The following is a 22,197-nucleotide window of genomic DNA, read 5'->3' on the forward strand; positions in this document are numbered from 1 at the left end:
CTCCTGCCTGTCTTGCGTCAGAGGCCGAGTTCGCTCAGACCGGGATGATCGTCCGGCCGCCGGCCGAGCGGCCAGTGGTACTGGCGTTCCGATTCCCGAATCGGCAGGTCGTTGATGCAGGCGAAGCGGCGCTGCATCAGACCGGCAGCATCGAATTCCCAGTTCTCATTGCCATAGGAGCGGAACCAGTTGCCGCTGTCATCGTGCCATTCATAGGCGAAGCGCACGGCGATGCGATCATCGGTGAAAGCCCAGATCTCCTTGATCAGCCGGTAGTCCAATTCCTTGGCCCATTTGCGGGTGAGGAAGGCGACGATCTCGGCTCGGCCGTTGACGAATTCGGCCCGGTTCCGCCAGCGGCTGTCCGGCGTATAGACGAGCGAGACGCGCTCTGGATCGCGGCTGTTCCAGCCGTCCTCGGCAAGGCGGACTTTTCGGGTGGCGGTCTCAAGGGTGAAGGGTGGGACGAGGCTGGACATGGGCGCTCCTGTGCTGAACGGTAATCATTGTACCGAACAGTACAATGATTACAAGATGGCCGAGGCAGCGTTTTGCCGCCGCTCCCCTCACCCGCGCGAGCGCCGCAGCAGATCGGCGCTCTCCTTGCTCCATCGCAGCGGCAAGGCATCCGGGCGCAGCACGATCTTTTCGGGCGTGAACCGCCACAGCCGTTCCGCCCTTTCAAAGCTGGTGATTTCGGGCGAATCCAGCAGCACCTCTGCCTTTCCGGTCATCTGCAGCATGTCGCCGGTTTCAAAATCGATGAAGACCAGGCCGGCCTTCGGGTTGACGAGGAAATTGCCGAGGGTGTTGAAGAACCGATTGCCGGAAAAATCGGGAATGGTCAGCACGCCGTCGGCACCGAGACGGACGAAGCCGGCATCGCCGCCGCGATGGGAGACGTCCACCTGCCGCTCGCCATTGCCGCGATCGACATAGGAGGCGACGAAGAAGGTGTCGGCGCCCTCGATCATCTGCCGCATGCGATAGTCGAATTGACGGGAATGCAGCGGCGCCACTGATGTCGGCCTATCGGGATCGCGGACAAAGACCGAGGAGCGCGGTTGGATATATTGCGGGCAATTGCCGAAGCTCTGGCTGACGCGCACGCGGAAAGCTTCGGCATCCGTTCTGCGGATCACGCCGTTCAGCCGGTTGCGCCGGCGAGTCTCGAGTTGGATGCCGAGCATTGCGATCGCATTGCCATCCTCCATGCCGGCATCGGCGGGATCGGCCGGGTCGCGCCGCAGATCGACATCCAGGACCTCCGCATCCGGCGAGGACATGAAGCCCGGTCGCTCTGCCCGCACCGTCGCCCAGACATCGCCTTCGGCGTCGACGGCGCCGAGGACGACAAAAGGCAGCATTGGAAAGAAGGCGCGGTGCTGCTCCGGCATCGCCTTGCGGACGAAATTGCGTCCGGGTCCGTCCATGCGTTCGACGACCCCGACGCTGCGCTGCATGGCGAGCTCACCTTGATGCCAGGGTGATGTGGCTTCCTGTCTTGTCTGCTCCAGCATTGCGGCCTCCTTGCGGGCACCATTTGGGAACCAGGACGGTGATCCGTCCCGGCGACGTCTCAGGCGGCAAGGCCGATCTTCGTCTTGCGAAAGCCGACGAAACCCGGCAACGCCTCGATGCGCGCGAGCCAGGCGCGGACGTTTGGATAGGCCGAGAGATCGACATTGCCCTCCGGCGCATTGGCGATGTAGCTGTAGAGCGCGACGTCGGCGATCACCGGATTGCTGCCGAGCAGGAAATTGCGGTCGACGAGTTCGGCGTCGATCAGCGCGAGAATGCGGTGCGCCCGGGCGATCACCTCGTCTGCACGGAAATCGGCGCCGAAAACCGTCACCAGGCGAGCCGCACACGGCCCATAGGCGATCTCACCTGATGCAACCGACAACCATTTCTGTGTTCGCGCCGCGGCCAATGCCTCTTCCGGCAGCCAGTCGGTACGGCCATATTTACGCGCGAGATAGACGAGGATGGCAGAGGAATCGGCAATGACCGTGCCATCGTCATCAAGGACCGGCACCTGGCCAAAGGGATTAAGCTTTAGAAACTCCGGCGCTTTGTGGGCACCAGCCGCCAAGTCGACCTCGACCAGCTCATAGGGCACGCCAAGCAACGACAGGAACAGGTGAACCCGGTGCGAATGGCCGGAAAGCGGGTGATGGTAGAGCTTCATGATGGTTTCCTTTGGTCTTCCCGATCGACGGGCCATGATTGACGATGGCCGCCTGCGAACCATCTGCGGCCTAATTTATTGCCTTCCATTTGATTGCAGTAGAATGCTAATCTGGAAGGCGTTCTCCCAATTTTCGGAAGGATAGAATGGACCGCCTCGACGCCATGACAGTGCTTCTTGCCGTCGTCGAACAGGGCAGCCTGTCGGCCGCCTCCCGGCATCTGCGGTCACCGCTGGCCACCGTCAGCCGCAAGGTTTCCGAGCTGGAAGCACATCTGAACGCCCAGTTGCTGCAGAGAACCAACCGGAAGGTCGCGCTGACGGAGGCCGGCCGCTCCTATGTGGAGGCGGCACGGGAAATTCTCGATCGGGTGGAAGAGGCGGAGCGGGCGGCGGCCGGTGAATACAGCGCACCGAAGGGCGAGTTGACGATGACCGCGCCGATCGTCTTCGGGCGGCTGCATGTCCTGCCTGTCGTGGTGGATTTCCTGAAGGCCTATCCCGATATCAATCTGCGGCTGATGCTTGGCGACCGGCTGTCGAACCTCGTCGAGGATCACATCGATGTGGCGCTCCGGATCGGCAACCTGCCGGATAGCAACCTGATCGCCACAAGGCTCGGCGCGATCCGCCGGACGGTCTATGCCAGCCCGGATTATCTCGCACGGCAGGTCACACCCCGGCATCCGAGCGATCTCGCCGCGCATGACTGCATCACATTCGAGGCCATGGCCGCGACGCTGAGTTGGACATTCACCGAGGGAAAACGCGATCTCACCGTGCCGATCCGCTCGCGGCTTGCCGTCAACACCGCCGAGGCTGCGGTCGATGCGGCGGTCGCCGGCCTCGGCATCACCCGGGTACTTTCCTACCAGGCCGCACACGCTGAGATGGCCGGCCTGCTCTCGCCGTTGCTTGTCGATTTCGAACCGCCGCCGGCACCGGTGCATCTCGTCTATCCCCAGCAGGGATTGGTGCCGCTAAAATTGCGGGCGCTCATCGATTTCGCCACGCCGCGCCTGCGCGCAACGCTCAACCGATCTCAGGCGAGTTTGCCCTCTTCCGCCTTGTAGAAATACTGGCTGGCGACCAGCCAGCCCTTCAGCGGTCGCAGCGGCGGTATGCAGGTGGCGAGCATGAAGGGGCCGGTGACCAGAAGCTGCACCCAGATAGGCGCGGTGAAAGCGACCTCCAGCCAGACGCCGAGCAGCACGCTCGGGATGCAGGCAAAGCAGATGACGAAAAAAGCCGGACCGTCAGCCGGGTCGGCGAAGGAATAATCGAGGCCGCAAACCTCGCATTTCGGCTGCAAGGTCAGGAAGCCCTTGAACATATGGCCCTGGCCGCAGCGCGGGCAGCGTCCCCTGATGCCGGTCTGCAGGGGAGGAAGCGGGGGATATTCGGTCTCCATGATATGTCGCCTTTCTCTGCGGTGAACATCGAGTCTATCAATGCCCACCAATGTATGCATTCAATATAGATACATTATTCGGCTACTTCCAGTCAACTCGTCAGAATGCCGCAGAGCTCCCGGCGGCCGGGCCGACCGCGGATTGCGCAGAGATTATTTGGAGGGTCGCAAGGATAGCTTGGCCGAAGGGCTCAGCGCCGGCGTTGCCGGGTCAGAAGAACGAAGCCGCCATTTCCGGCGGGCCCTCGAGCGCATGGGCCATGAACTCCAGTGCGCCCTGCAACCTCTCCCGGGTGATCGGTCCGCCAAGGCAGACACGTACTGCCTCGGGTGCCGCCCCCTCGACCGTGAAGACATCGCTTGCGACGACGCCGATGCCGGAGGAGCGGGTGTGGCTACCGAAGGTGGAGCGGGTCCAGCCGTTGGAAAGCGGCAGCCAGATGTTGAAACTGAGCGGATCGGCGCGGTAGCTGCCTGCCGGCAGGATGGCGGCGACCATCTGCTGACGCGCGGCGGCCTCGGTGCGGATGAAGCGGAGGATTGCGTCGGCGGTGCCGTCCTCGATCCAGCGGGTGGCAAGCGCCAGGGTCAGCGGCGAGGCCATGACATTGTTGGCGCGCATGGCGCTGACGAAGGGCCACACGGCCTTGCTATCCGGCGCCACGACATAGGCAAGGCGCAGACCCGCGCCGATGCTTTTCGCCAGGCCGCCGATATGCCAGGTGAGATCGGGGGCTATTGCCGCGAGCGGCGCCGGGCCCTGCTGCGGAATGAAGCCGTAGGCATCGTCTTCGACGATCGGTACGTGGTATTTGCGGGCAACCGTAGCGATTTCCTCGCGGCGCCTGGCCGGGATGGTCAGCGTCGTCGGGTTTTGCAGCGTCGGATTGAGATAGAGCGCCTTTGGCTGCAATCGCTCGCAGGCTGTCGCAAAGGCGTCCGGCAGGATGCCGTCCTCGTCCATCGGCAGGCCGGTCAGATTGAGCCGCAGCTGGGCGGCGATCGAACGCATGCCGGGATAGGTGATGATTTCCGAAAGCACGGTCTCGCCCGGTTTTGCCAGCAGGCCGAAGATCGCCAGCAGGGCTGGATGGGCGCCCGGCGTGACGAAGATCCGCTCCTGCGAGGGCACCAGCCCGCGACGGCTGAGCCAGGTGGCGGCGGCCTCCTTGTCCATGCTGGAGCCGCCGAAACCCTGATAGCGCAGAAGCGGAATGAGGTTGGCGGCCACCGCCGACATGCCCTCGCGCATGCGGGCGATCAGTTCCGGATCGTCCGGTTCCGGCGGCATGTTCATCGAGAAATCGACGACGGATACGCGGCGCGGATCAGCCACGGCGCCGGGCGCAAAACCCTGACGCTCCTTATTCATGCCACCGGTGACGAAGGTGCCGCGGCCGACATGCGAATCGACAAGTCCGCGCTTCTGCGCCTCGACATAACCTCTCGCCACCGTGGTGAAATCGACATTCAGCCGCTTGGCGAGTTGGCGTTGTGGCGGCAGCCGGTCGCCGGCCACCAGATGGCCGCTGCGCAAATCCATGTCGATCACATCGGCGATCGCCATATAACGCGGGCTGCTGCTGCGGCTGAGATCGGGATGCCAGTCTTTCATGTCGTAAATCCGTGTCAGCCTGATTCCTGATAGGATTGACCGTATATTGTTGCATGGCAACACTGTCACCAAAAATATCGTGCCCACACCTTCGGTGACACTGGGCCGCGGCACGGAGCGGCTTTTTGCGATGTATTTGATCGCGCATTGAATGCATCTCCCCGTGGTTTCCCCGCTTTGGAAATTCGCTGCGCTACAGCCTTGCCTCCACCCGTCCATCTTCTTACTTATTCAGGGTGAAATGCGCCGGCTTTCATCCTTTCGCGCCGGTGCCTCATCGGGATGAAAGCATGAATATCGATCCGATTTTGCAGTCAGTCGTGGCCGTTCGTTCTTCCATTCCGGAAGATGCCTTCACAGCGGAAACGCTGGGCACCGTCCGGGAGGGCAGCGGCGTGGTTATTCGCGACAATGGGCTGGTGCTGACCATCGGCTATCTCATCACCGAGGCCGAAGAGGTCTGGCTGACCACCCATGATGGACAAGTCGTCCCAGCGCATGCACTCGCCTATGATCAGGAAAGCGGCTTCGGGCTGGTGCAGGCGCTTGGCCCCCTTGATGCGCCGGCGGTGGATCTCGGCGACGCGGCAAGCGCCAAGGCCGGCGATTCCGTCGTGCTTGCCGATGGCATTGGAGAATTCGTCGAGGCAAACATCGTCGCCCGGCAGGAATTTGCCGGCTACTGGGAATACCTGCTGGACGAAGCAATTTTCACGGCGCCGGCCCATCCCTCATGGGGCGGTGCGGCGTTGATCGGCTCGGACGGCAAGCTTCTCGGCATCGGTTCGCTACGCTTGCAGATGAGCCAGGGCGACGAGGTCGCCGATATCAACATGGTCGTGCCGATCGACCTTTTGCCGCCGATCCTCGATGATCTGCTGAACCGCGGCCGGGTCAACAAGCCGCCGCGGCCCTGGCTCGGCGCATTCTCCGCCGAGAGCAATGGCGGCGTGGTGGTGATGAGCGTTGCCGAAGACGGTCCGGCCGCAAAGGCTGGCCTCCGACAGGGCGACATCATCTCGGAGATCCGCGACGAAGAGGTCGATGGTCTGGCCGACTTCTATCGCAAGGTTTGGAGCAGCGGCCCGGCCGGCGCTGAGATTCCGATCCGGATCCTCAGGAACGGCCGGGAAGCCTGGCTGCGCATCAAATCCGCCGACCGCAACAACTTTCTCAAGAAGCCGCAGTTGCAGTAAGGCCAGCCGCCAGCGTGAATCTGCTAGCGCTTAGCCAAATTGGCCACATCCTGCCTGTCTGGAGGCCGGCTCGAGAAGGCAATTCAGATAAGCCGGTCGTCATCTTCCACCGCCCGCGGCGCGCTGCGACGGATGCTGTCGTTGGCTGCTTTCTTATGCCCATCGGCCGCTGCCTCGCGGACTTTCTCGAAGCGGTCCTCGCCGGCTTCTGCGGCTGGCCGCGGGTCGCTCTTTTTTACGAAACGGATCATTGGTCATTTCCTGCTTTGACGGTGGCAGCGCTCCGCACACATATCGGAGCGCTCTGGAAAAACGATCTAGACGGCAAGCGCGGTGGCGCAGCCTTGGACACTTCGACTGTCGGGTGAGGTCTGTCCAGGCATGGTCGCCCAACCGCCAGCCTCAACGAACTGACGCTGCTTGTAGCCTTCGGCAATCGCCTTGAACTCGATACGTTTAGCACTCGCATCCGGCGCCGCATTGAACCGCTCGACGCAAATGGCTGACGCCAGCTCCCCGCGTGCAATGTCGCTGGCGGCGGCGGCCGCTTTGTTTGACGTGCCGCCTGTGACCCAACCTCCCCAGCTGAAGCCGATAATCATCGTTGCGATGGCTGTCACGACGCAGGCCCAGACGAGTAATGTTTTGGATGGCTGGTAACTGTCGAAACGCTGGGTGATCGAGGTCTTGCTGCTGCTCTGCACGGACATTTGAATTCTCCCTATCTGTTGTTCGGCTTCCACCGACAGGCCACCTTGGCCAAACGGGTCAGGTTGTTCTCAATAGCCCATATCGCCATTTCCGGCTGCAGGGGCAGAGTCTCTTGCGGGGATGTCGGCGATCATCACCTCGGCGGTGATCAGAAGCGCCGCGATCGAGCCGGCGTCCTGCAGAGCCGTACGCACGACCTTGGCGGGATCGACGATGCCTGCCTCGATCATATCGACATAGGTCTCCGTCTGTGCGTCGAAGCCCTGATTGTAATCATTGCTGCCGGCGAGTTTTCCGACGACAATCGAGCCCTCGAAGCCGGCATTATCGGCGATCTGCCGGATCGGGGCCTCGAGCGCCCTGAGCACGATCGAGATGCCGGCTGTCACGTCGGCGTTCTCCCCGGTCAGTCCCGTTAGCGCCGACTTCGCGCGCAACAGCGCCACGCCGCCGCCGGGCACGATGCCCTCTTCGACAGCCGCACGGGTGGCGTTCAGCGCGTCATCGATGCGGTCCTTCTTTTCCTTGACCTCCGTCTCGGTCGCGCCGCCGACGCGGATGACAGCAACGCCGCCGGCGAGTTTCGCCAGCCGTTCCTGCAGTTTTTCCTTGTCGTAGTCGGAGGTGGTCGCCTCGATCTGCGCCTTGATCTGCTGGATGCGAGCCTGGATGGCCGCTTTCTCTCCGGAGCCGTCGATGATCGTGGTGCTGTCCTTTTCGATCAGCACGCGTTTGGCGCGGCCGAGCATATCGAGCGTGACGTTCTCAAGCTTGATGCCGAGATCCTCGGAAATCATCTGGCCGGCCGTGAGCACGGCAATGTCTTCCAGCATGGCCTTGCGGCGGTCGCCGAAGCCCGGCGCCTTGACGGCCGCGACCTTCAGGCCGCCGCGCAGCTTGTTGACGACCAAGGTCGCCAGTGCGTCGCCTTCGACGTCCTCCGAGATAAGCAGAAGCGGTTTTCCGGTCTGCACGACAGCTTCCAGGATCGGGAGCATCGATTGCAGGCTGCCGAGTTTCTTCTCGTGAATGAGGATGAAGGGCTCCTCCAGCTCCACGCGCATCTTCTCGGCATTGGTTACGAAATAAGGCGAGAGATAGCCACGGTCGAACTGCATGCCCTCAACGACGTCGAGTTCGGTCTCCGCGGTCCGCGCCTCTTCGACGGTGATGACGCCCTCATTGCCGACCTTATCCATCGCCATGGCAATCATCTCGCCGACGGTGGCGTCGCCATTGGCGGCAATGGTGCCGACCTGTGCGATCTCGCCCGATGACTTGACCTTCTTGGCTCGCGCCTGGATTTCCTTGACGACCGCGATGACGCCGAGATCGATGCCGCGCCTGAGATCCATAGGATTCAGGCCGGCAGCGACAAGCTTTGCGCCTTCACGAAAAATGGAGGCTGCGAGCACCGTCGCCGTCGTCGTGCCGTCGCCGGCAAGATCATTGGTCTTCGAAGCCACCTCGCGCACCATTTGCGCGCCCATGTTCTCGAACTTGTCGACGAGCTCAACCTCCTTGGCGACGGTGACGCCGTCCTTAGTAATGCGGGGGGCACCATAGGCCTTGTCGATAACGACGTTGCGACCTTTGGGGCCAAGCGTCACCTTGACGGCATTGTTGAGCAATTCGACGCCGCGCAGCAGGCGATCACGCGCATCGGTTGAGAATCTGATTTCCTTGGCAGCCATGATATTCGTCCAGTTCAGTCTTGAGATACGGATCGGAATGCGATCGATCAGGCGGCCTTTTGAGGGGCCCCTCCGATCTTTTCGACGATGCCCGCTATGCCGGTTTCCTTCACGATCAGAAGAGTTTCGTCATCGATCGTGACCTCCGTCCCCGACCCGCCTTTGTCGCGCAGGCCGGGGCCGACCGCGGCCACTTCGCCTTGCTTCTCCTTGGCGGCGTCTCGAATGATGATCCCGCCCTTGGATTTGACATCGCCTTCCGCACGCCGAATGACGGCGCGGTCGTGAAGTGAACGGATTTTCATAGAGGTCTTTCTGCTGCCGGCGCGTATGGCGGCAGCAATTCATAAATAGCACTCGTGGCACTCGATTGATAGGAGTGCCAAGAAATATTATTCGTGCAGAAAATTTTTTGAAAAATTCATGAAATCAATCCGACGGATATTTTGTAATAGTCAGGAATTGAATAGAATTTTTTACGCCATCGCGCTCCATTTATTTGAGTGAACGAAGAGTTAATTTGACGTTTTTCATAGATAAATCCGAATTTATCTTGATTTAAACTCAACCGAGGCGCAATGATTGGCCTCGTCGATTTTGCCGACTTGGCTTCGCGGTGTCAGAGAGACCTACGGCCCGCCATCACCACTGAATTCTCGATTAGCGATCTATACGTCGTTCCGGCGTTGATTTCGTCTATTCCGATCCGGAATGAGCTCGGCGCTGACCGCGGATGTACCGGCAGCCTCGAGTTCGTCCGGTTCGGATCCCAATGATACACAGGAAACGCATCGGTGTGTTCCTGCGGAGCCCTCAGCCTTGACAAGTCGCACCACACAAACAGTCGTCCGCTTTTCGTCTCCATTCCGCCTGCCCGGTTTGGACGGGGCGCAGCCAGCCGGAGAATACCGCGTCGATTATGACGAGGAATTAATCGATAGCGTTTCCATGCTTGCCTGGCGACGGGTCGGCGTCTTCATCCACCTGCCGGCGATCGCCGCGCAGAGTTCAACGCAGCAGATGGTGCCAATCCACCAGTCAGATCTCGAAAGCGCACTCGAAAAGGACCACAAACCCTCATGACCGCTACCCGCATCCCGCAACGCAATGGACGCTCAATCCGACGCGAGGAAGCAACACATATCTTCAAGGTGGGGCACACTGTGCGGTTGAAGGTCGGGTTCTTAGTGGTTCCCTCCAAGCTTCCCGACACATACCGCGTTACCGCCACGCTGCCTCTGAGAGGAAATGTGCTGCAATACCGCATCCGCAGTGACGACGAACGTCATGAGCGGGTCGCGACGGAAGATAGCCTGGAACTGGTAAACTCATCGCCCGCCGGCAGCGGCGCAACACTGATTGAGAGCACGTTTGGCTATGGCCACGGCCCGAATGACAGAAGGTTGACATCGTGAATAGCAATGGAGAAGAAGCCGCACGAAGACAGAGCGCCTTTGCTGTGAGCACATTGGAAATCAAGTTTGGCGGGACCGGCCGCTACTCCATGAACATCGAACAGGACCGGATCGAACCCGTCCGTTCGTGGGCCGTCTATCATGCGTCTTCGAACGTTCCAGTGCACGCGAGCCATGCCGCAATCGGCGAAGGCCAGTCGCAAGCCCGGAAAGACATGGTGTCCTTCAATCTTCTCAGCATAGGATACCGGAAGGAATGGCTGAGGCTGTCGGACGCCGCTCGGAGTGCTTGTGAGATCCAGCCGGTTCAACCATGGCGCTAGCTTTTCTGAACCAAAGCCGCAGCGGCGTCAAATGCTGTGCGCTTCGTCGGCCATGACGGCATGTTCCAGGTGTTGTTCTTCATCGTGGCTGGCGCGCTGGCGAAATCCGACGCGGCATTGCAAAGAACCGAGCCTTCGCAAACGAGGTGGCTTTCGTCTTTCGACGCCCTGCGCAACTCCCTTCAGGACGTGGCGCACAAAGCCTATTCCTACCGCCGCCGCGCCTTCTACACTCCACCTGCGGCGGATTTCCGCTAGACGGATCCGACGCGCGAGAACGCTCCATGTTGATCCGTTATGGCTATGAAATGACGCTGACCTGCCCACAGCCGACCGCACTGGTATGCCTGTTGTCGGTTCATGAGGATCGTACGGCCGACATCAGAATTCCGGAAACGGTATTCACCACGCCCGATGTTGCCACTTCGACTTATCGCGACCTCTTCGGCAACCGCTGTCTTCGGCTGGTTGCCCCAGCGGGCGACCTGACCATATGGGGCGATGCGACGATCGATGACGACGGCAAACCGGACAGGTCGCTACTGGGCGCCAGGGAACTCCCGGTTTCGGAGTTGCCGGATGATTGCCTCGTCTATCTGATGGGCAGCCGCTATTGCGAGACGGATCGTCTCAGTCAAATCGCGTGGGATATGTTCGGCACCGTCTCATCCGGCTGGGGCCGCGTTCAGGCGATCTGCGATTTCGTTCACGGCCATATCCGGTTCGACTACATGCAGGCCCGATCGACGCGGACTGCCTTCGAGGCGTTCCACGAACGTGTCGGCGTCTGTCGCGACTTTGCGCATCTGGCGGTGGCGTTATGCCGTTGCCTCAACATTCCTGCCCGATATATCAATGGTCATCTCGGCGACATCGGTATTCCCGTCGTCGATCCGATGGACTTCAGCGCCTGGATCGAGGTCTTCCTTGATGGCGCATGGCATACATTCGATCCGCGCAACAACACGCCGCGGATAGGTCGTATCATCGTCGCACGCGGGCGCGACGCCGCCGACATTCCGCTCATCAATTCCTTCGGACCGCATGTGCTGAAGGCGTTTCGAGTCTGGACCTATGAGGTGACGAACCTGCAGCACATGCAAAGCGTCGCTGAGGGCGCTGTTTAGAACAAGACCTGGCGGATGCGGCAATGTCCAGCCTCAGGTTTTGCCGCAGGCGGCAGCTGCCGTAAGACTGCCGGTCCCACTTAGCTCCGAGCAGAATTGCGCCCTCCCCCAAAATCACGTGACAGCGTCGCTCGCCTTCTAACTAGGACATTGCCGGTCCGGGGCCGACTCGCACCGGCTTCGACCTCTTCGAGTGGAGGGCCGCTTCAGATGAAAATCCTTGTCATAGGCGCGGCCGGGATGGTCGGCCGCAAGCACAGTTTTGCGCGACATGCTTCGGAACAGCGGTTGAAAAATGTTAGCGTCGGGCCATCTTGGGTGTGAGCATCCCGTTGGGGATTCGCGGAAGATTGGGGGTTTGCAGGCAATGTTCGATCATGTCTCCATCGGCGTAAAAGACCTCGACAGAGCCCGCCGTTTCTATGATGCGGCGCTGGCGCCGCTCGGATATGAGCGCCTGTCCAATTCCGACAGCATGATCGGCTACGGCTCGGAACGGGTCGGGCTCTGGGTGATGCAAGTCGAGCAGCCCGTTCTTGCCGACCTACGGTCCGGGCTGCATTTCTGTTTCGTCGCCCCGAACGAGGCCGCGGTCGATGCCTTTTATGCGGCAGCTGTCGCATCCGGGGGCACCGACAATGGCGAACCGGGCATCCGGCCGGATTACGGGCAGTTCTATTATGCCGCCTTCATTATCGACCCGGACGGCTACCGTCTCGAAGCCTATTTCCACAAAGGCGAGCTATAATAAGCTTTAACTTTTACGCCGCAGCTCTCGATATCGAGACGCGGCAGCCGGAGGCGACGAGCGCCTCGTCGGCGACGTCCAGGAACAGCCGGCGGAACCAGCGCGCCCGGCCATCGGCCTGGTCGACGCGGCGATAGAGCATGGTCACCGGATCGGCCGGCAGCGGAAGCGGCGGCGCTGAGATCGTCAGCCCATGCAGTTGCGCCATGCAGCGGCCGATCGATTCCGGCACGATGGCGATGGCGGGCATTGCCCTTAATGCCGTCGGCAGGGCGGAAAAGCGCGGCACCGTCGCCACCACACGCCTGACATGGCCGGTGCGGCTCAGCGCGGTGTCGATGCTGGTCGAGGCATTGCCCTCGAACGAAACGGTGAGATGGGCGACAGCGGCGAAATCCTCAAGGCTCAGCGGCGCCTTCAGCTTAAGTTGAGCCTCGTCGTAAATGCAGATCGAGGCTTGGTTGAACAGCGGCGCGCGGATGTGCCAGGAGGCCGGTTCGTCGTGCACCGAGACGCTGAAATCGAAGACCCCCTCGTCCAGTCGGCGCGCGGCATCGCGCTTTTCGGACGCGATGCCGATTAGCCGGGCGCCCGGCGCAAACTGGAGCAGCCGGGCGGCAAGCGGGCCGAAGAAGGCGGATTCGAGATTGTCGCACATGCCGATGCGGAACTCGCCCTGCCAGCTCGTCGGATCAAACTCGGCCTGTGGGCGGATGGCGCGTTCGATGCCCGACAGCGCATCCTCGATCGCCGGGGCAATGGAAAGGGCGCGCGGCGTCGGCTGCAGGCCGCGACCGACACGCACGAAGAGTTCGTCATCCAGCGTCTCGCGCAGCCGTCGCAAAGCGGCCGACAGGCCCGGCTGGCCGAGCAGCAACCGCTCGGCCGCGCGACTGACATTGCGCTCCTGCATCAGCACCGAAAAGGCCAGCAGCAGGTTCAGGTCGATTTTGCGAAGCGTGGCGTCATTCATCATCATGAGTAATACCTGGCATGGCTACTATCAATTTGCAATGAGGTAGGAAGATGTACATTTTTTCGTTCCCTGCCGTCCGCGCAACCTCCCTCGACGAGGCGGCAGCAAAAAGGAACGTTTCGATGACAGTTTCCAAATCGAAAAGCGGAGCGGGGCTGGCATTGCTGCTGCTTTGCGCCGCCAATTTTCTCGACGCCATGGACGTCTCCACCATCGGTGTCGCGCTTCCTGCCATCCAGGCCGAACTCGGCATGGAGGCGACATCGTTGCAATGGGCCGTCAGCGCTTATGTGCTCGGCTATGGCGGCTTTCTGCTGCTCGGCGGCCGGGTCGCCGACGTCTTTGGCCACCGCCGCGTCTTTCTCTGGTCGCTGGCGATTTTTGCCGCCGCCAGCATCGCCGGCGGCTTCGTCGACAGCGGCCCGACGCTGATCGCCGCCCGACTGATCAAGGGCATTGCCGCCGCCTTCACCGCGCCAGCCGCCCTTGCGCTGCTGCTCTCCGTCTTCGGCGAGGGGACCGCGCGGGCAAAGGCGCTCGGGGTCTTCGCCTCCACCGGCGCCACCGGCTTCGTGCTTGGCATGGTGCTCGGCGGCGCGGCAACGATCTTCAGTTGGCGGGGGACGCTGGTCATGGGCGCGCCGGTCGCCATCCTGACGCTCCTTCTGGCGCCGCTGGCGCTGCCGGCCGACCCGAAAAGAACCGGACCGCGGCCGACCTTCGACTGGGCTGGCGCGCTGACGATCACTCCTGGCCTTCTGCTCTTCGTCTTCGGCATCACCAATGCTGCCGCCGCCGGCTGGCAGGCTTTTGCGACCTGGGGTTCGCTCGTCGCGTCGCTGGCGCTGATCCTGCTCTTCCTGCTGGTCGAAGCGCGCCATGCCGACCCGATGGTGCCGCTTGGCATGTTCCGCCGGGCGAAGCTGCGGCATGCCAATGCCATCGCTGCCCTCTTCCAGGGGTCCTATGTCGGCTTCCAATTCCTGGCGACGCTCTATTACCAGAACGTCATCGGCTGGTCGGCCTTCACCACCGGCTTCTGCTTTGCGCTGGGCGGCGTCTTCGTGATGTTCCTGGCGCCACGGTTTGCGACGCTTGCGCAAAATCGCGGCGCCACCGGCCTGATGGCGGCAGGTGTCGGCCTGCAGACATTCAGCTATATCTTCTGGGTGACCGCACTCGGACATGTCGATCCGATCCTGCTTGTGCTCGTCTCGCAAATCCCGCTCGGCCTCGGTTACGCCCTGACCTACCCTTCCGTGCAGGTCGCAGCCCTTTCCGACGTGGAGGATGACAAGTCGGCGCTTGCCTCCGGACTGCTCTTCGCTTCCTTCCAGATCGGCGGCGGGATCGTGCTCGCAGCCGCCTCGGCAGTGTTCGGCGCCGCACCGCATTTCGGCTGGGATCCTTATGTCGCCGGCATCGCCTTCGTGGCGCTGCTTGCGGTCGCGATCACCCTGCTTGCCGCTGCCGGTCCGCGTGCATCGTCCGCCCGGACGTCGGCCTATCAGGCCGCGGAATGACCGTTGCGCCCGCACCCTGACCGGTGCGGGCGCTTCATAAGACAAAGCGAATATTAGCAGCAGAATCCCATTGCCTTGCCTCGGCGAAAGGTGCATGGTCTCGCCTTCGGCAGCCATTGTACGGGCGCTGCCGACTGAGGGTTTTAATCCCCTCGCCCCGACGAAAGGAGGACCTATGTCTTCCACTTCATCCGAAAAGCCGCATCTGACCTCGTCCGATCTCGACATGCTTCAGGGCGTGCTCGACGATGCCGGTTACGACGCCAAAATCCTGATCGAGGATCAACGGGTCTTCAACGTCGCCGCCGTGCTGCTGATCAGGCTGTTCCATGAGGGCGTCACCTCGCCGGCCATGCTCTCACGGGCGCTCGAATACCATTTCGGCAAGCCGAAGGCACCGCCGAAACAGGTAACGCCCGTCTGCAACCGATATGCCATACAGGGATTGCCCCGCGAAAGACGCGTTGCCGGCTAGAGCGCCGGGTCTTTTCAGATTAGCCAAGGACTCTCAATCACTTTGAACCTGCGCATAACCGAGCCGCCCGGCTCCGAAGGATTATTGTGCGAAAAACCCTGTTGCTCTGTATCTGCGTCGCAGCGGCCGGTTATTTTGGATGGGTGCAGTTCAGGGCTTACCAGCAACGGCAGCATGCCGAGGAACTTGCAGAGATTGACAGGGAGCGCCGGGTGGCGCTCCTCGCAGCCGACGGTTGCCAGGCACCGTTGGACCTGCTTTTTTCGATGACCGACCGCCTGCTCAAGGCCGGCGGCATGCAAGTGCCGGTCGATATCGGGCGGGATATCGACCTTTGCCTGGCCCGCAGCATCATGTCGGCATCAGGCCGAGCGGAAATGGAACGAACCAAGCTGATCCGCCTGTTTCCCATCAATGATTAAGCCCTGTGGAAATATGGCTTTCTTGCGGCAATGGCCTTAATGGCACCGTAATTTCAATGTAACAATATTGCTCGCTGATTTGGCCGATGCGGCATTTGCGGTGACCGGATTCCGGCCCGCCATTTTCCTGATCGCGAAGCATGGTGACGTCCCGTCTCAACGTCGGGTTTGGCTTTTGGTGACCTCTCAGGTCATCCGCCTCCAGACTTCGATGCGGTTTCAGCAGGCATCATTTCATTCAATTCCTGCGGCCCGGCGTTGTCGGGTCGCCCTCATGACGGTCCCGCGATCTCGGTCGCGACCGACAAGTGGGCGAACACCGCGCAGGCTGGGCTTTCAGTTTTCGATCAAACGGGAGATTTATCATGGCAAAAGGACAGGTAAGAAGCAATCGTGAGGTCCGGAAGCCGAAGAAGGACAAGCAGGCGGCTAAGACGGAAAGCACATTCGCCAACCAGATGAAGACGGCGACCACGACCGCCCCGCAGGGCAGTGCTCCAAAGAAATAGACGCTCTCATCGAGCCCCCACGCACATACAGCGGAAATCAGCATCGATTTGCGCGCAGAATCATGTGTGAATTGAAGGTGATGGCGCGTTCTATCGGCCGCGCCGCGCTCCGGCGTGACATTATCGCCATTGACATGTTTTCAGAAAAACGGGAAGTGCTGCAGCCATGATCTCTTTTCATACAATGTACCGTTTCGACTATCCGCTCTTTCTCATTCGCTCGGCTGTGGTTATCGCACTCGGCCTTTCGAGTATCGCGGCCTTTCATGGCGCTATTCTGTGATCGAATCCGCGCGCCGCAACGAGAGCGAGGAAATGCAAGTGGCCCCTTTGGCCGAACCCGCCGACACCTTGGAACCCTCCGCAAGTCACAATGAGGCTTTCGCTGAAAAGCGCTGGTTGAAGATTCTTGCCGGATATCGTCAGCCGAGAGCCGGACGCAGTGCTTTCGAGCTTGCCGTCACCGTCGTCCCCTTCGCGCTGTTTTGGGCTGCCGCATGGGCCTCGGTTCATTACAGCTTCTGGCCCGGCCTGATCCTCGTCGTTCCCGCCGCCGCTTTCCTGCTGCGGCTGTTTATGATCCAGCACGACTGCGGCCATGGCTCGTTTTTCGCGCGCCGCGGCGTCGACGACTGGGTTGGGCGCACGATCGGCGTCTTGACGCTGACGCCTTACGATTATTGGCGCCGGGCGCATGCCGAACACCACGCCTCGGCCGGGAACCTTGACGAGCGCGGCGTCGGCGACATCGAAACGCTGACGATCGCCGAATACAATGCGCTGTCGCGCTGGGGCCGTCTTGGCTATCGGCTTTACCGGCACCCGATCGTGATGTTCGGGATCGGGCCGGCATGGCTGTTCCTCATCAAGCAGCGCCTGCCTTTCGGCATGATGCGCTCCGGCGCCCTGCCCTGGGTCTCGACCATGGCAACCAACCTTGCTATCGCAGTGGTCGCAGCACTGCTGATCTGGGCCGTCGGGATCGTCCCCTTCCTGCTGGTGCATCTGCCGACCGTGCTTCTGGCCGGGGCTGCCGGCGTCTGGCTGTTCTATGTCCAGCATCAATTCGAGGAAACCCATTGGTCGAAGAAGCCGGACTGGCAGTTCCAGCATGCGGCCCTTCACGGCGCCTCGCATTACGACCTGCCGCCGGTGCTGCGCTGGATCACCGGCAATATCGGCATCCACCATGTGCATCATCTGTCGAGCCGGGTGCCCTATTACCGGCTGCCGGAAGTGCTTCGAGACCATCCTGAGCTTGCCGGCCTCGGCCGGATCACGCTCATGGAAAGTCTGCGGTGCGTCAAGCTGGTGCTCTGGGACGAACAGACGAAACGGCTGGTGTCGTTTCGCGATGCGGCGCGGCTCGCAGCCGCGCAGTAATCAGAGGCCTTAAAGCGCGCGCATCAAATTCGATTGATGCGATGCGCTTAGTCCTTTGGTTTAGGCATGTCGTTATTCCGGAAGCGCGGCACACTTCCTGATGCATGCATTAGCGATAGCCGGTCACATCCGCCGGCCTGCCAGGCTCCTGCACTTCCACCATGTAGCGCCAGCAATCCGGCCGCGAGCCGTCGATGTCATCGAAGCCGTAGACCTTGGCCAGTCCACCGCTCGACAGCGACTGGCCGTTCCAGCGGGCGCGGTCGGGATCGGCGGCGATGGCCGAAACCGCGCGGCCAACGAAGCGCGGAGTTTCGGAAATGGCGAAATGCGGCTGCGTCTTCGTTGCCTCGCGCCAGCTCTCCTCTCGAACACCAAAAGCATCCAGCATCATTTCGGAGCGCAGCCAGCCGGGCGTGATCGAAACCGCCGTGGCGCCGTGTTTTGCCAAATCCTGTGCATGCGCCCAGGCCATGCGGGTGACACCCGTTTTGACGAGGTCATAGAAGGGTGACAGCCGGTAATGGCTGGCGTTGTATTCGGCCGTGCCGTCGGTCATCTCCAACAGCAGTCCACCCGGCCGTTCGATCATCAGCGGCAGGGCGTAGTGTGCGGTGATCAGATGCGTTTCGATGCCGAGCCGCAGCATGCGCAGGCCGTTGTCCAGCGAATGCTCCCAAACTGCCTTGTCCCATTCGAACAGTTTCTCGCCGCCCCAGATGTCGTTGACGAGAATATCGAGCCTGCCGGCCTCCGCCCGTATGCGGGCGACCAGCGCCTCGACCTCAGCCTTAACGAGATGGTCGACCTGCACGGCAATGCCCCTGCCGCCCGCAGCCGTTACCAGTTCGGCCGTCTCCTCGATCGTCTCCGGCCTGGCATATTCGGATTGCCGGGCACGCGTCGTGCGTCCCGTCACGTAGACGGTGGCGCCGGCAGCACCGAGTTCCACCGCGATGCCGCGGCCGGCGCCGCGCGTTGCGCCTGCCACCAACGCCACTTTCTCCCGCAAGTTCGCTGTCACTTCTCCATCCTCCACACTAAAACTCAAAAAAGCCCATTGTTTATAAACGAACGTTCGTTCATAAATAAGGCGAATTCAAGAGGAATTTCATGCCGCGCCGCCGCACGCTTTCCGATGAACAGCTTCTCGCCATGGTGCTGGCGCTGATCCATGCCGAGGGTCCGGATGCGGCAACTTTTGCGGCGGTGGCCAAAGCCAGCGGCCTTTCCGGCTCGACGCTGGTGCAGCGGTTTGCGACGAAGGCGGCGATGCTGCGTGCAGCGCTGCTATACGCCTGGGACGGGCTGGATGCGGAAACGACGCGGCTTGCCGACAGCGTGCCGAAAACCCCGGAAGGCGCGATCGCCCTGCTTGTCGGCCTGTCGCAGGACTACGGCGACAATGCCGCCGCCTATGGCGAGGGACTGCTGGTGCTTCGTGAAGACTTTCGTGATCCGGTGCTTCGTTCCCGGGGGGCGGCTTGGGGAAAAGCGCTAACAGTGGCGATCGCTCGCTGCTTCGGATCGGCAACCGCGCCGGAGACGATCGCCCGGCTAATGCTGTCGCAATGGCAGGGCTCACTCACCTGGTGGGGTTTTGGCCCGGACGGGCCGGTGGATGTCTATGTGGAGACGGAACTGCGGCGTTTCCTCGCGGCGGTAGCCGTCCGTTCAGCTTAAGAGGCCGTGAAGATCATCGCCTTGATAAAATAAAGCAAGGCGGCGGTCGCGACGACCGTCGCCGATGTGAGCAGCAGTCCGATCAGAGTGACGAGACCATCCCGCTCCATTAGGGCGACGGCGAGCACTACCAGCGATAATACCGGCAGAATATTGCCGAAGGGGATCGGTAGCGCGATCACCACGGCGAGCAGGAAGACCGGAATGCCAAGAAGTGCCTGCGCTGCCGGACCGGTGAGGGCCTGCAGCCGGCCGGCGCGCACGAGCTTTTCCACCCGGGCGATCATCGGGACCGCGTGACCCACGATAAGATCAAGCGCCGCAGACGAAACCCGGCGATCCCTGACGATGGCGGGCAACCAGAGCTTCCGGCCACCCGCGATGATCTGGAGGGAGACCAGCGCGAGCGCGGTGCCGAAAACCATTCCGAACGGCCCGGGGATTGGGGTCAGTGCCGGGATTGCCAGGAACAGGATGGTGAAGGCAAAGCTGGTCTGGCCCATTGCTTCCAGAGCCTCGCCGATGGAGAGGCCGCCTTTTACCCGGGCGATTTCCGCCATTTCCCGAAGCCGCGCAGTGGTCACACCGCGCGGCGGTCGTCTATTTCCGTCTTGATCAATTACACGGTCCATTTTCAGCTGATTGCCGTCATGCACCCTCGCCCTCTCCCTTCAGGGCGCTGGCGAGGGCTGCGCATTTCGGGTCGCTACCGTCGAGAAGTTCTGCCGGCGCGGTATGGCCGATCGCTATGCTGACGATTGTGGCCGCCGCCCAGCCGTAATCGCCGGCGGCGCGCTCGATGAGCTGCGGTCCCTGGGATGTCAGGCAGGCCTGAGACTGGCGGACGATCTCCACGGGAAGCCGGGCGCGCTCGGCCTGTTGCTGCATCTCAGCCTGCAGCGGACCGACGACGAGGAGAGCAAAAATCCAGCCGATGAAATCCGAAATCATATCTCTTTCCTTCCTTTGTTAACGTATGCCTCGCAGAGCTCGCTCAGGCGGGCTGCTGGGGATCCCGCGTCTTGAGGAGGCTCCAGACCACGCCGGCGGCGATGATCGCGAAAGTGATGCCCAGCGAGAGCGCAGCCGGGAATTTTTCCAGGCCCAGCAGATCGGCTAGGAAGATCTTCGAGCCGATGAAGATCAGCACGATGGCAAGTGCGGGCTTCAGATAGCGGAAGCGATGAATCATTGCCGCCAGTGCGAAATAGAGCGCGCGAAGACCGAGGATCGCGAAGATGTTCGAGGTATAGACGATGAACGGATCGGTGGTGATCGCGAAGATCGCGGGGACCGAATCCACGGCGAAGATGACGTCAGCCACTTCGACCATCACGAGCGCCATGAAGAGCGGCGTGATGAACCATGTCATCCCACCCGTCCTGGGATTTGCCTTTCTGACGAAGAATCGTTCGCCGTGATGTTCCTCGGTGACGTTGAAACGGCTGCGCATGAAGCGGACGAGGACGTTCTTCGAGACATCGGGCTCGGCCTCCTTGATGAACAGCATCTTGATGCCGGTGACGATCAGGAACGCGGCGAAGATATAGAGAAGCCAGGCGAATTCGGCGACCAGCGTGGCGCCGACGCCAATCATGATGGCGCGCAGCAGGATGACGCCGAGAATGCCCCAGAAGAGCACCCGGTGCTGGTAGATGCGCGGCACGGCAAAGAAGGAGAAGATCAAGGCGATGACGAAGACGTTGTCGAGGGCCAGCGTCTTTTCGACGACGAAACCCGTCAGATAGGCAAGGCCGGCCTCGGAGCCGAGATACCACCATACCCAACCACCGAAGGTGAGACCGAGCGCGATATAGAGGGCGGACAGTCTGACGCTTTCGGCGACGCCGATTTCCTTGTTCTGTTTATGAAGAATACCGAGGTCGAAGGACAGAATAGCGATGACGAGGGCGAAAAAGCTCGACCACATCCAGAGCGGCGTTCCCAGCCACTCGACGAACAAAAAAGACAGATTCAAGGATAGTCCCCTGTCGGCACTGGTTGTCGGAGAAGAGGTCCGACATCGCAAGAGTGCCGAAGCTCTCGCCAGAGGGGCCCGGACCAGCGGGTTGCACCGCAAGTGGGGCCTCACTTTTCAACAATCAAGCAGCGGCCGGTGCCAATTTTATATTTTGCGCCGAAGATAAGGGCCGCCGTGCAAAGGGTCATTCGCCCCGCCGGGGGCGCCGGCCGCTTCAGGCTTTCTCGTCGTCCCTTTCCTCGCCCACGGTCAGCGGCCAGTCGACGACGTAGTCTTCGAGATCGTCGATATCGATCTCGCTTTCGTTGGTCGTGCGGCCACGGGCGGAAATGCCGGCGGCATGAACGGTTTCCGGATCGCCGGAGACGAGCGGATGCCACCAGTAGAGGTCGCGGCCTTCATTGACCAGCCGGTAACCGCAGGTGGGCGGCAGCCAGGCGATATCGGGCACGTTCTCCTTGGTCAGCTGCACACAATCCGGCACGAAATCCCAGCGGTTCTCGTAGCTGGAGCAGCGACAGCTTTCGCCGTCGAGCAGCTTGCAGCTGACCGAGGTAAAATAGATATCGCCGCTATCCCATTCCTCGATCTTGTTGAGGCAACAGAGGCCGCAGCCGTCGCAGAGACTTTCCCACTCGGCGACGGTCATTTCGGCCAGTGTCTTGCTCTTCCAGAAGGGCAGATCGTTCATCGTTCGTTTCTTGCAACAGCGGCCCGCAAATTCACGTGACCCCCATCTATCTCTCTTGTTATCAGGCGCAAAATCAATCAATTCTTCAGCATGCTCCTGGTACCGGAGAACTTTCTTCTGGTA

Annotated in this window: 28 protein-coding genes and 1 pseudogene; 13 read left to right on the plus strand and 16 right to left on the minus strand. The window is 61.3% G+C overall.

Annotated features, from left to right (window positions below; genetic code table 11):
• Positions 1-17 precede the first annotated feature (17 nt).
• From GR197_RS13940 to GR197_RS13950, 3 genes are all read right to left on the minus strand, one after another.
• On the minus strand, positions 18-479 hold the full coding sequence (locus GR197_RS13940) for a DUF1348 family protein (RefSeq protein ID WP_164010398.1): 462 nt from the start codon (positions 477-479) through the stop codon (positions 18-20).
• 87 nt (positions 480-566) lie between these two features.
• Positions 567-1,520, minus strand: coding sequence for a pyridoxamine 5'-phosphate oxidase family protein (locus GR197_RS13945; RefSeq protein ID WP_164010401.1), 954 nt, complete (start codon positions 1,518-1,520; stop codon positions 567-569).
• Positions 1,521-1,579: 59 nt separating this feature from the next.
• On the minus strand, positions 1,580-2,191 hold the full coding sequence (locus tag GR197_RS13950) for a glutathione S-transferase family protein (protein WP_164010403.1): 612 nt from the start codon (positions 2,189-2,191) through the stop codon (positions 1,580-1,582).
• Between the two features lie 146 nt (positions 2,192-2,337).
• Between GR197_RS13950 and GR197_RS13955 the strand changes: the two genes are divergently transcribed.
• Positions 2,338-3,264 (plus strand): LysR family transcriptional regulator, encoded by a 927-nt coding sequence (locus tag GR197_RS13955; protein ID WP_164010405.1) that lies wholly within the window; start codon positions 2,338-2,340, stop codon positions 3,262-3,264.
• Here the strand turns inward: GR197_RS13955 and GR197_RS13960 are convergent.
• Positions 3,234-3,602 carry a DUF983 domain-containing protein gene (locus GR197_RS13960; protein WP_164010409.1) on the minus strand — a complete coding sequence of 123 codons (369 nt, stop codon included), beginning with the start codon at positions 3,600-3,602 and terminating at the stop codon, positions 3,234-3,236. The genes GR197_RS13955 and GR197_RS13960 overlap by 31 nt on opposite strands.
• Before the next feature lie 211 nt (positions 3,603-3,813).
• Complete coding sequence (locus GR197_RS13965; protein WP_164010412.1) at positions 3,814-5,217, minus strand: PLP-dependent aminotransferase family protein; 1,404 nt, start codon at positions 5,215-5,217, stop codon at positions 3,814-3,816.
• A 290-nt stretch (positions 5,218-5,507) separates the two neighbouring features.
• On the opposite strand from GR197_RS13965, the gene GR197_RS13970 reads away from it, so the two are divergent.
• The gene (locus GR197_RS13970; protein ID WP_164010415.1) at positions 5,508-6,413 is read left to right on the plus strand and encodes a S1C family serine protease; all 906 of its coding nucleotides are present in this window, start codon (positions 5,508-5,510) and stop codon (positions 6,411-6,413) included.
• Positions 6,414-6,496: 83 nt separating this feature from the next.
• Here the strand turns inward: GR197_RS13970 and GR197_RS32010 are convergent, their stop codons facing one another.
• From GR197_RS32010 to GR197_RS13985, 4 genes are all read right to left on the minus strand, one after another.
• Complete coding sequence (locus GR197_RS32010; RefSeq protein ID WP_204330204.1) at positions 6,497-6,664, minus strand: hypothetical protein; 168 nt, start codon at positions 6,662-6,664, stop codon at positions 6,497-6,499.
• A gap of 66 nt (positions 6,665-6,730) precedes the next feature.
• Positions 6,731-7,123 carry a hypothetical protein gene (locus GR197_RS13975; protein WP_164010417.1) on the minus strand — a complete coding sequence of 131 codons (393 nt, stop codon included), beginning with the start codon at positions 7,121-7,123 and terminating at the stop codon, positions 6,731-6,733.
• A 69-nt stretch (positions 7,124-7,192) separates the two neighbouring features.
• Positions 7,193-8,818, minus strand: coding sequence for a chaperonin GroEL (gene groL, locus GR197_RS13980; RefSeq protein WP_164010419.1), 1,626 nt, complete (start codon positions 8,816-8,818; stop codon positions 7,193-7,195).
• A 47-nt stretch (positions 8,819-8,865) separates the two neighbouring features.
• Positions 8,866-9,123 carry a co-chaperone GroES gene (locus tag GR197_RS13985; protein WP_164010422.1) on the minus strand — a complete coding sequence of 86 codons (258 nt, stop codon included), beginning with the start codon at positions 9,121-9,123 and terminating at the stop codon, positions 8,866-8,868.
• A 514-nt stretch (positions 9,124-9,637) separates the two neighbouring features.
• On the opposite strand from GR197_RS13985, the gene GR197_RS13990 reads away from it, so the two are divergent.
• The 5 genes and pseudogenes from GR197_RS13990 to GR197_RS14010 all read left to right on the plus strand — a co-directional run bounded on the left by GR197_RS13990 (position 9,638) and on the right by GR197_RS14010 (position 12,431).
• A complete protein-coding gene (locus GR197_RS13990; RefSeq protein WP_164010424.1) occupies positions 9,638-9,901 on the plus strand; it encodes a hypothetical protein in 264 nt (87 codons plus the stop codon).
• Positions 9,898-10,233 (plus strand): hypothetical protein, encoded by a 336-nt coding sequence (locus tag GR197_RS13995; protein WP_164010427.1) that lies wholly within the window; start codon positions 9,898-9,900, stop codon positions 10,231-10,233. Before GR197_RS13990 ends, GR197_RS13995 begins: the two co-directional genes overlap by 4 nt.
• A 313-nt stretch (positions 10,234-10,546) precedes the next feature.
• A pseudogene (locus GR197_RS14000) lies at positions 10,547-10,814 on the plus strand (DUF1488 family protein).
• A gap of 26 nt (positions 10,815-10,840) precedes the next feature.
• Positions 10,841-11,683, plus strand: coding sequence for a transglutaminase-like domain-containing protein (locus tag GR197_RS14005; protein WP_164010429.1), 843 nt, complete (start codon positions 10,841-10,843; stop codon positions 11,681-11,683).
• Between the two features lie 367 nt (positions 11,684-12,050).
• Positions 12,051-12,431, plus strand: a complete 381-nt coding sequence (locus GR197_RS14010; protein WP_164010432.1) for a VOC family protein — start codon at positions 12,051-12,053, stop codon at positions 12,429-12,431.
• 13 nt (positions 12,432-12,444) lie between these two features.
• Here the strand turns inward: GR197_RS14010 and GR197_RS14015 are convergent, their stop codons facing one another.
• Positions 12,445-13,407, minus strand: a complete 963-nt coding sequence (locus GR197_RS14015) for a LysR family transcriptional regulator (protein ID WP_164010862.1) — start codon at positions 13,405-13,407, stop codon at positions 12,445-12,447.
• A gap of 122 nt (positions 13,408-13,529) precedes the next feature.
• On the opposite strand from GR197_RS14015, the gene GR197_RS14020 reads away from it, so the two are divergent.
• The 3 genes from GR197_RS14020 (at position 13,530) to GR197_RS32750 (ending at position 15,827) form a co-directional block, all read left to right on the plus strand.
• On the plus strand, positions 13,530-14,930 hold the full coding sequence (locus GR197_RS14020; protein ID WP_164010434.1) for an MFS transporter: 1,401 nt from the start codon (positions 13,530-13,532) through the stop codon (positions 14,928-14,930).
• 94 nt (positions 14,931-15,024) lie between these two features.
• A complete protein-coding gene (locus GR197_RS14025; protein WP_432444202.1) occupies positions 15,025-15,405 on the plus strand; it encodes a hypothetical protein in 381 nt (126 codons plus the stop codon).
• An 86-nt stretch (positions 15,406-15,491) separates the two neighbouring features.
• Positions 15,492-15,827, plus strand: a complete 336-nt coding sequence (locus tag GR197_RS32750) for a hypothetical protein (RefSeq protein WP_164010439.1) — start codon at positions 15,492-15,494, stop codon at positions 15,825-15,827.
• Here GR197_RS32750 and GR197_RS32015 read toward each other — a convergent pair.
• Positions 15,817-15,969, minus strand: a complete 153-nt coding sequence (locus tag GR197_RS32015) for a hypothetical protein (RefSeq protein WP_204330205.1) — start codon at positions 15,967-15,969, stop codon at positions 15,817-15,819. The genes GR197_RS32750 and GR197_RS32015 overlap by 11 nt on opposite strands.
• A 223-nt stretch (positions 15,970-16,192) precedes the next feature.
• Here GR197_RS32015 and GR197_RS32020 point away from each other — a divergent pair, with 223 nt between their 5' ends.
• Together GR197_RS32020 and GR197_RS14035 are read left to right on the plus strand one after the other, a co-directional pair.
• Positions 16,193-16,336: a hypothetical protein gene (locus GR197_RS32020; RefSeq protein ID WP_204330206.1), complete on the plus strand. Its 144-nt coding sequence runs from the start codon at positions 16,193-16,195 to the stop codon at positions 16,334-16,336.
• A gap of 315 nt (positions 16,337-16,651) precedes the next feature.
• On the plus strand, positions 16,652-17,719 hold the full coding sequence (locus GR197_RS14035) for a fatty acid desaturase (RefSeq protein ID WP_246724568.1): 1,068 nt from the start codon (positions 16,652-16,654) through the stop codon (positions 17,717-17,719).
• Between the two features lie 109 nt (positions 17,720-17,828).
• Here the strand turns inward: GR197_RS14035 and GR197_RS14040 are convergent, their stop codons facing one another.
• Positions 17,829-18,743: an SDR family oxidoreductase gene (locus tag GR197_RS14040; protein ID WP_164010446.1), complete on the minus strand. Its 915-nt coding sequence runs from the start codon at positions 18,741-18,743 to the stop codon at positions 17,829-17,831.
• 89 nt (positions 18,744-18,832) lie between these two features.
• On the opposite strand from GR197_RS14040, the gene GR197_RS14045 reads away from it, so the two are divergent.
• Entirely contained in the window at positions 18,833-19,402 is a 570-nt protein-coding gene (locus tag GR197_RS14045; protein WP_164010448.1) for a TetR family transcriptional regulator, read from the plus strand.
• Here GR197_RS14045 and GR197_RS14050 read toward each other — a convergent pair.
• The 4 genes from GR197_RS14050 to GR197_RS14065 form a co-directional block, all read right to left on the minus strand.
• Positions 19,399-20,034: an exopolysaccharide biosynthesis protein gene (locus GR197_RS14050; RefSeq protein WP_164010864.1), complete on the minus strand. Its 636-nt coding sequence runs from the start codon at positions 20,032-20,034 to the stop codon at positions 19,399-19,401. The two genes, GR197_RS14045 and GR197_RS14050, sit on opposite strands and share 4 nt — an antisense overlap.
• A 16-nt stretch (positions 20,035-20,050) precedes the next feature.
• Positions 20,051-20,353: a hypothetical protein gene (locus tag GR197_RS14055; protein WP_164010451.1), complete on the minus strand. Its 303-nt coding sequence runs from the start codon at positions 20,351-20,353 to the stop codon at positions 20,051-20,053.
• Between the two features lie 43 nt (positions 20,354-20,396).
• A complete protein-coding gene (locus GR197_RS14060) occupies positions 20,397-21,380 on the minus strand; it encodes a TerC family protein (protein WP_164010455.1) in 984 nt (327 codons plus the stop codon).
• Positions 21,381-21,597: 217 nt separating this feature from the next.
• On the minus strand, positions 21,598-22,074 hold the full coding sequence (locus GR197_RS14065) for a YcgN family cysteine cluster protein (RefSeq protein WP_164010458.1): 477 nt from the start codon (positions 22,072-22,074) through the stop codon (positions 21,598-21,600).
• Positions 22,075-22,197: the final 123 nt, after the last annotated feature.

Origin of the sequence: Rhizobium phaseoli (genome assembly GCF_010668805.1) — a bacterium.
Taxonomy (GTDB): domain Bacteria; phylum Pseudomonadota; class Alphaproteobacteria; order Rhizobiales; family Rhizobiaceae; genus Rhizobium; species Rhizobium phaseoli_A.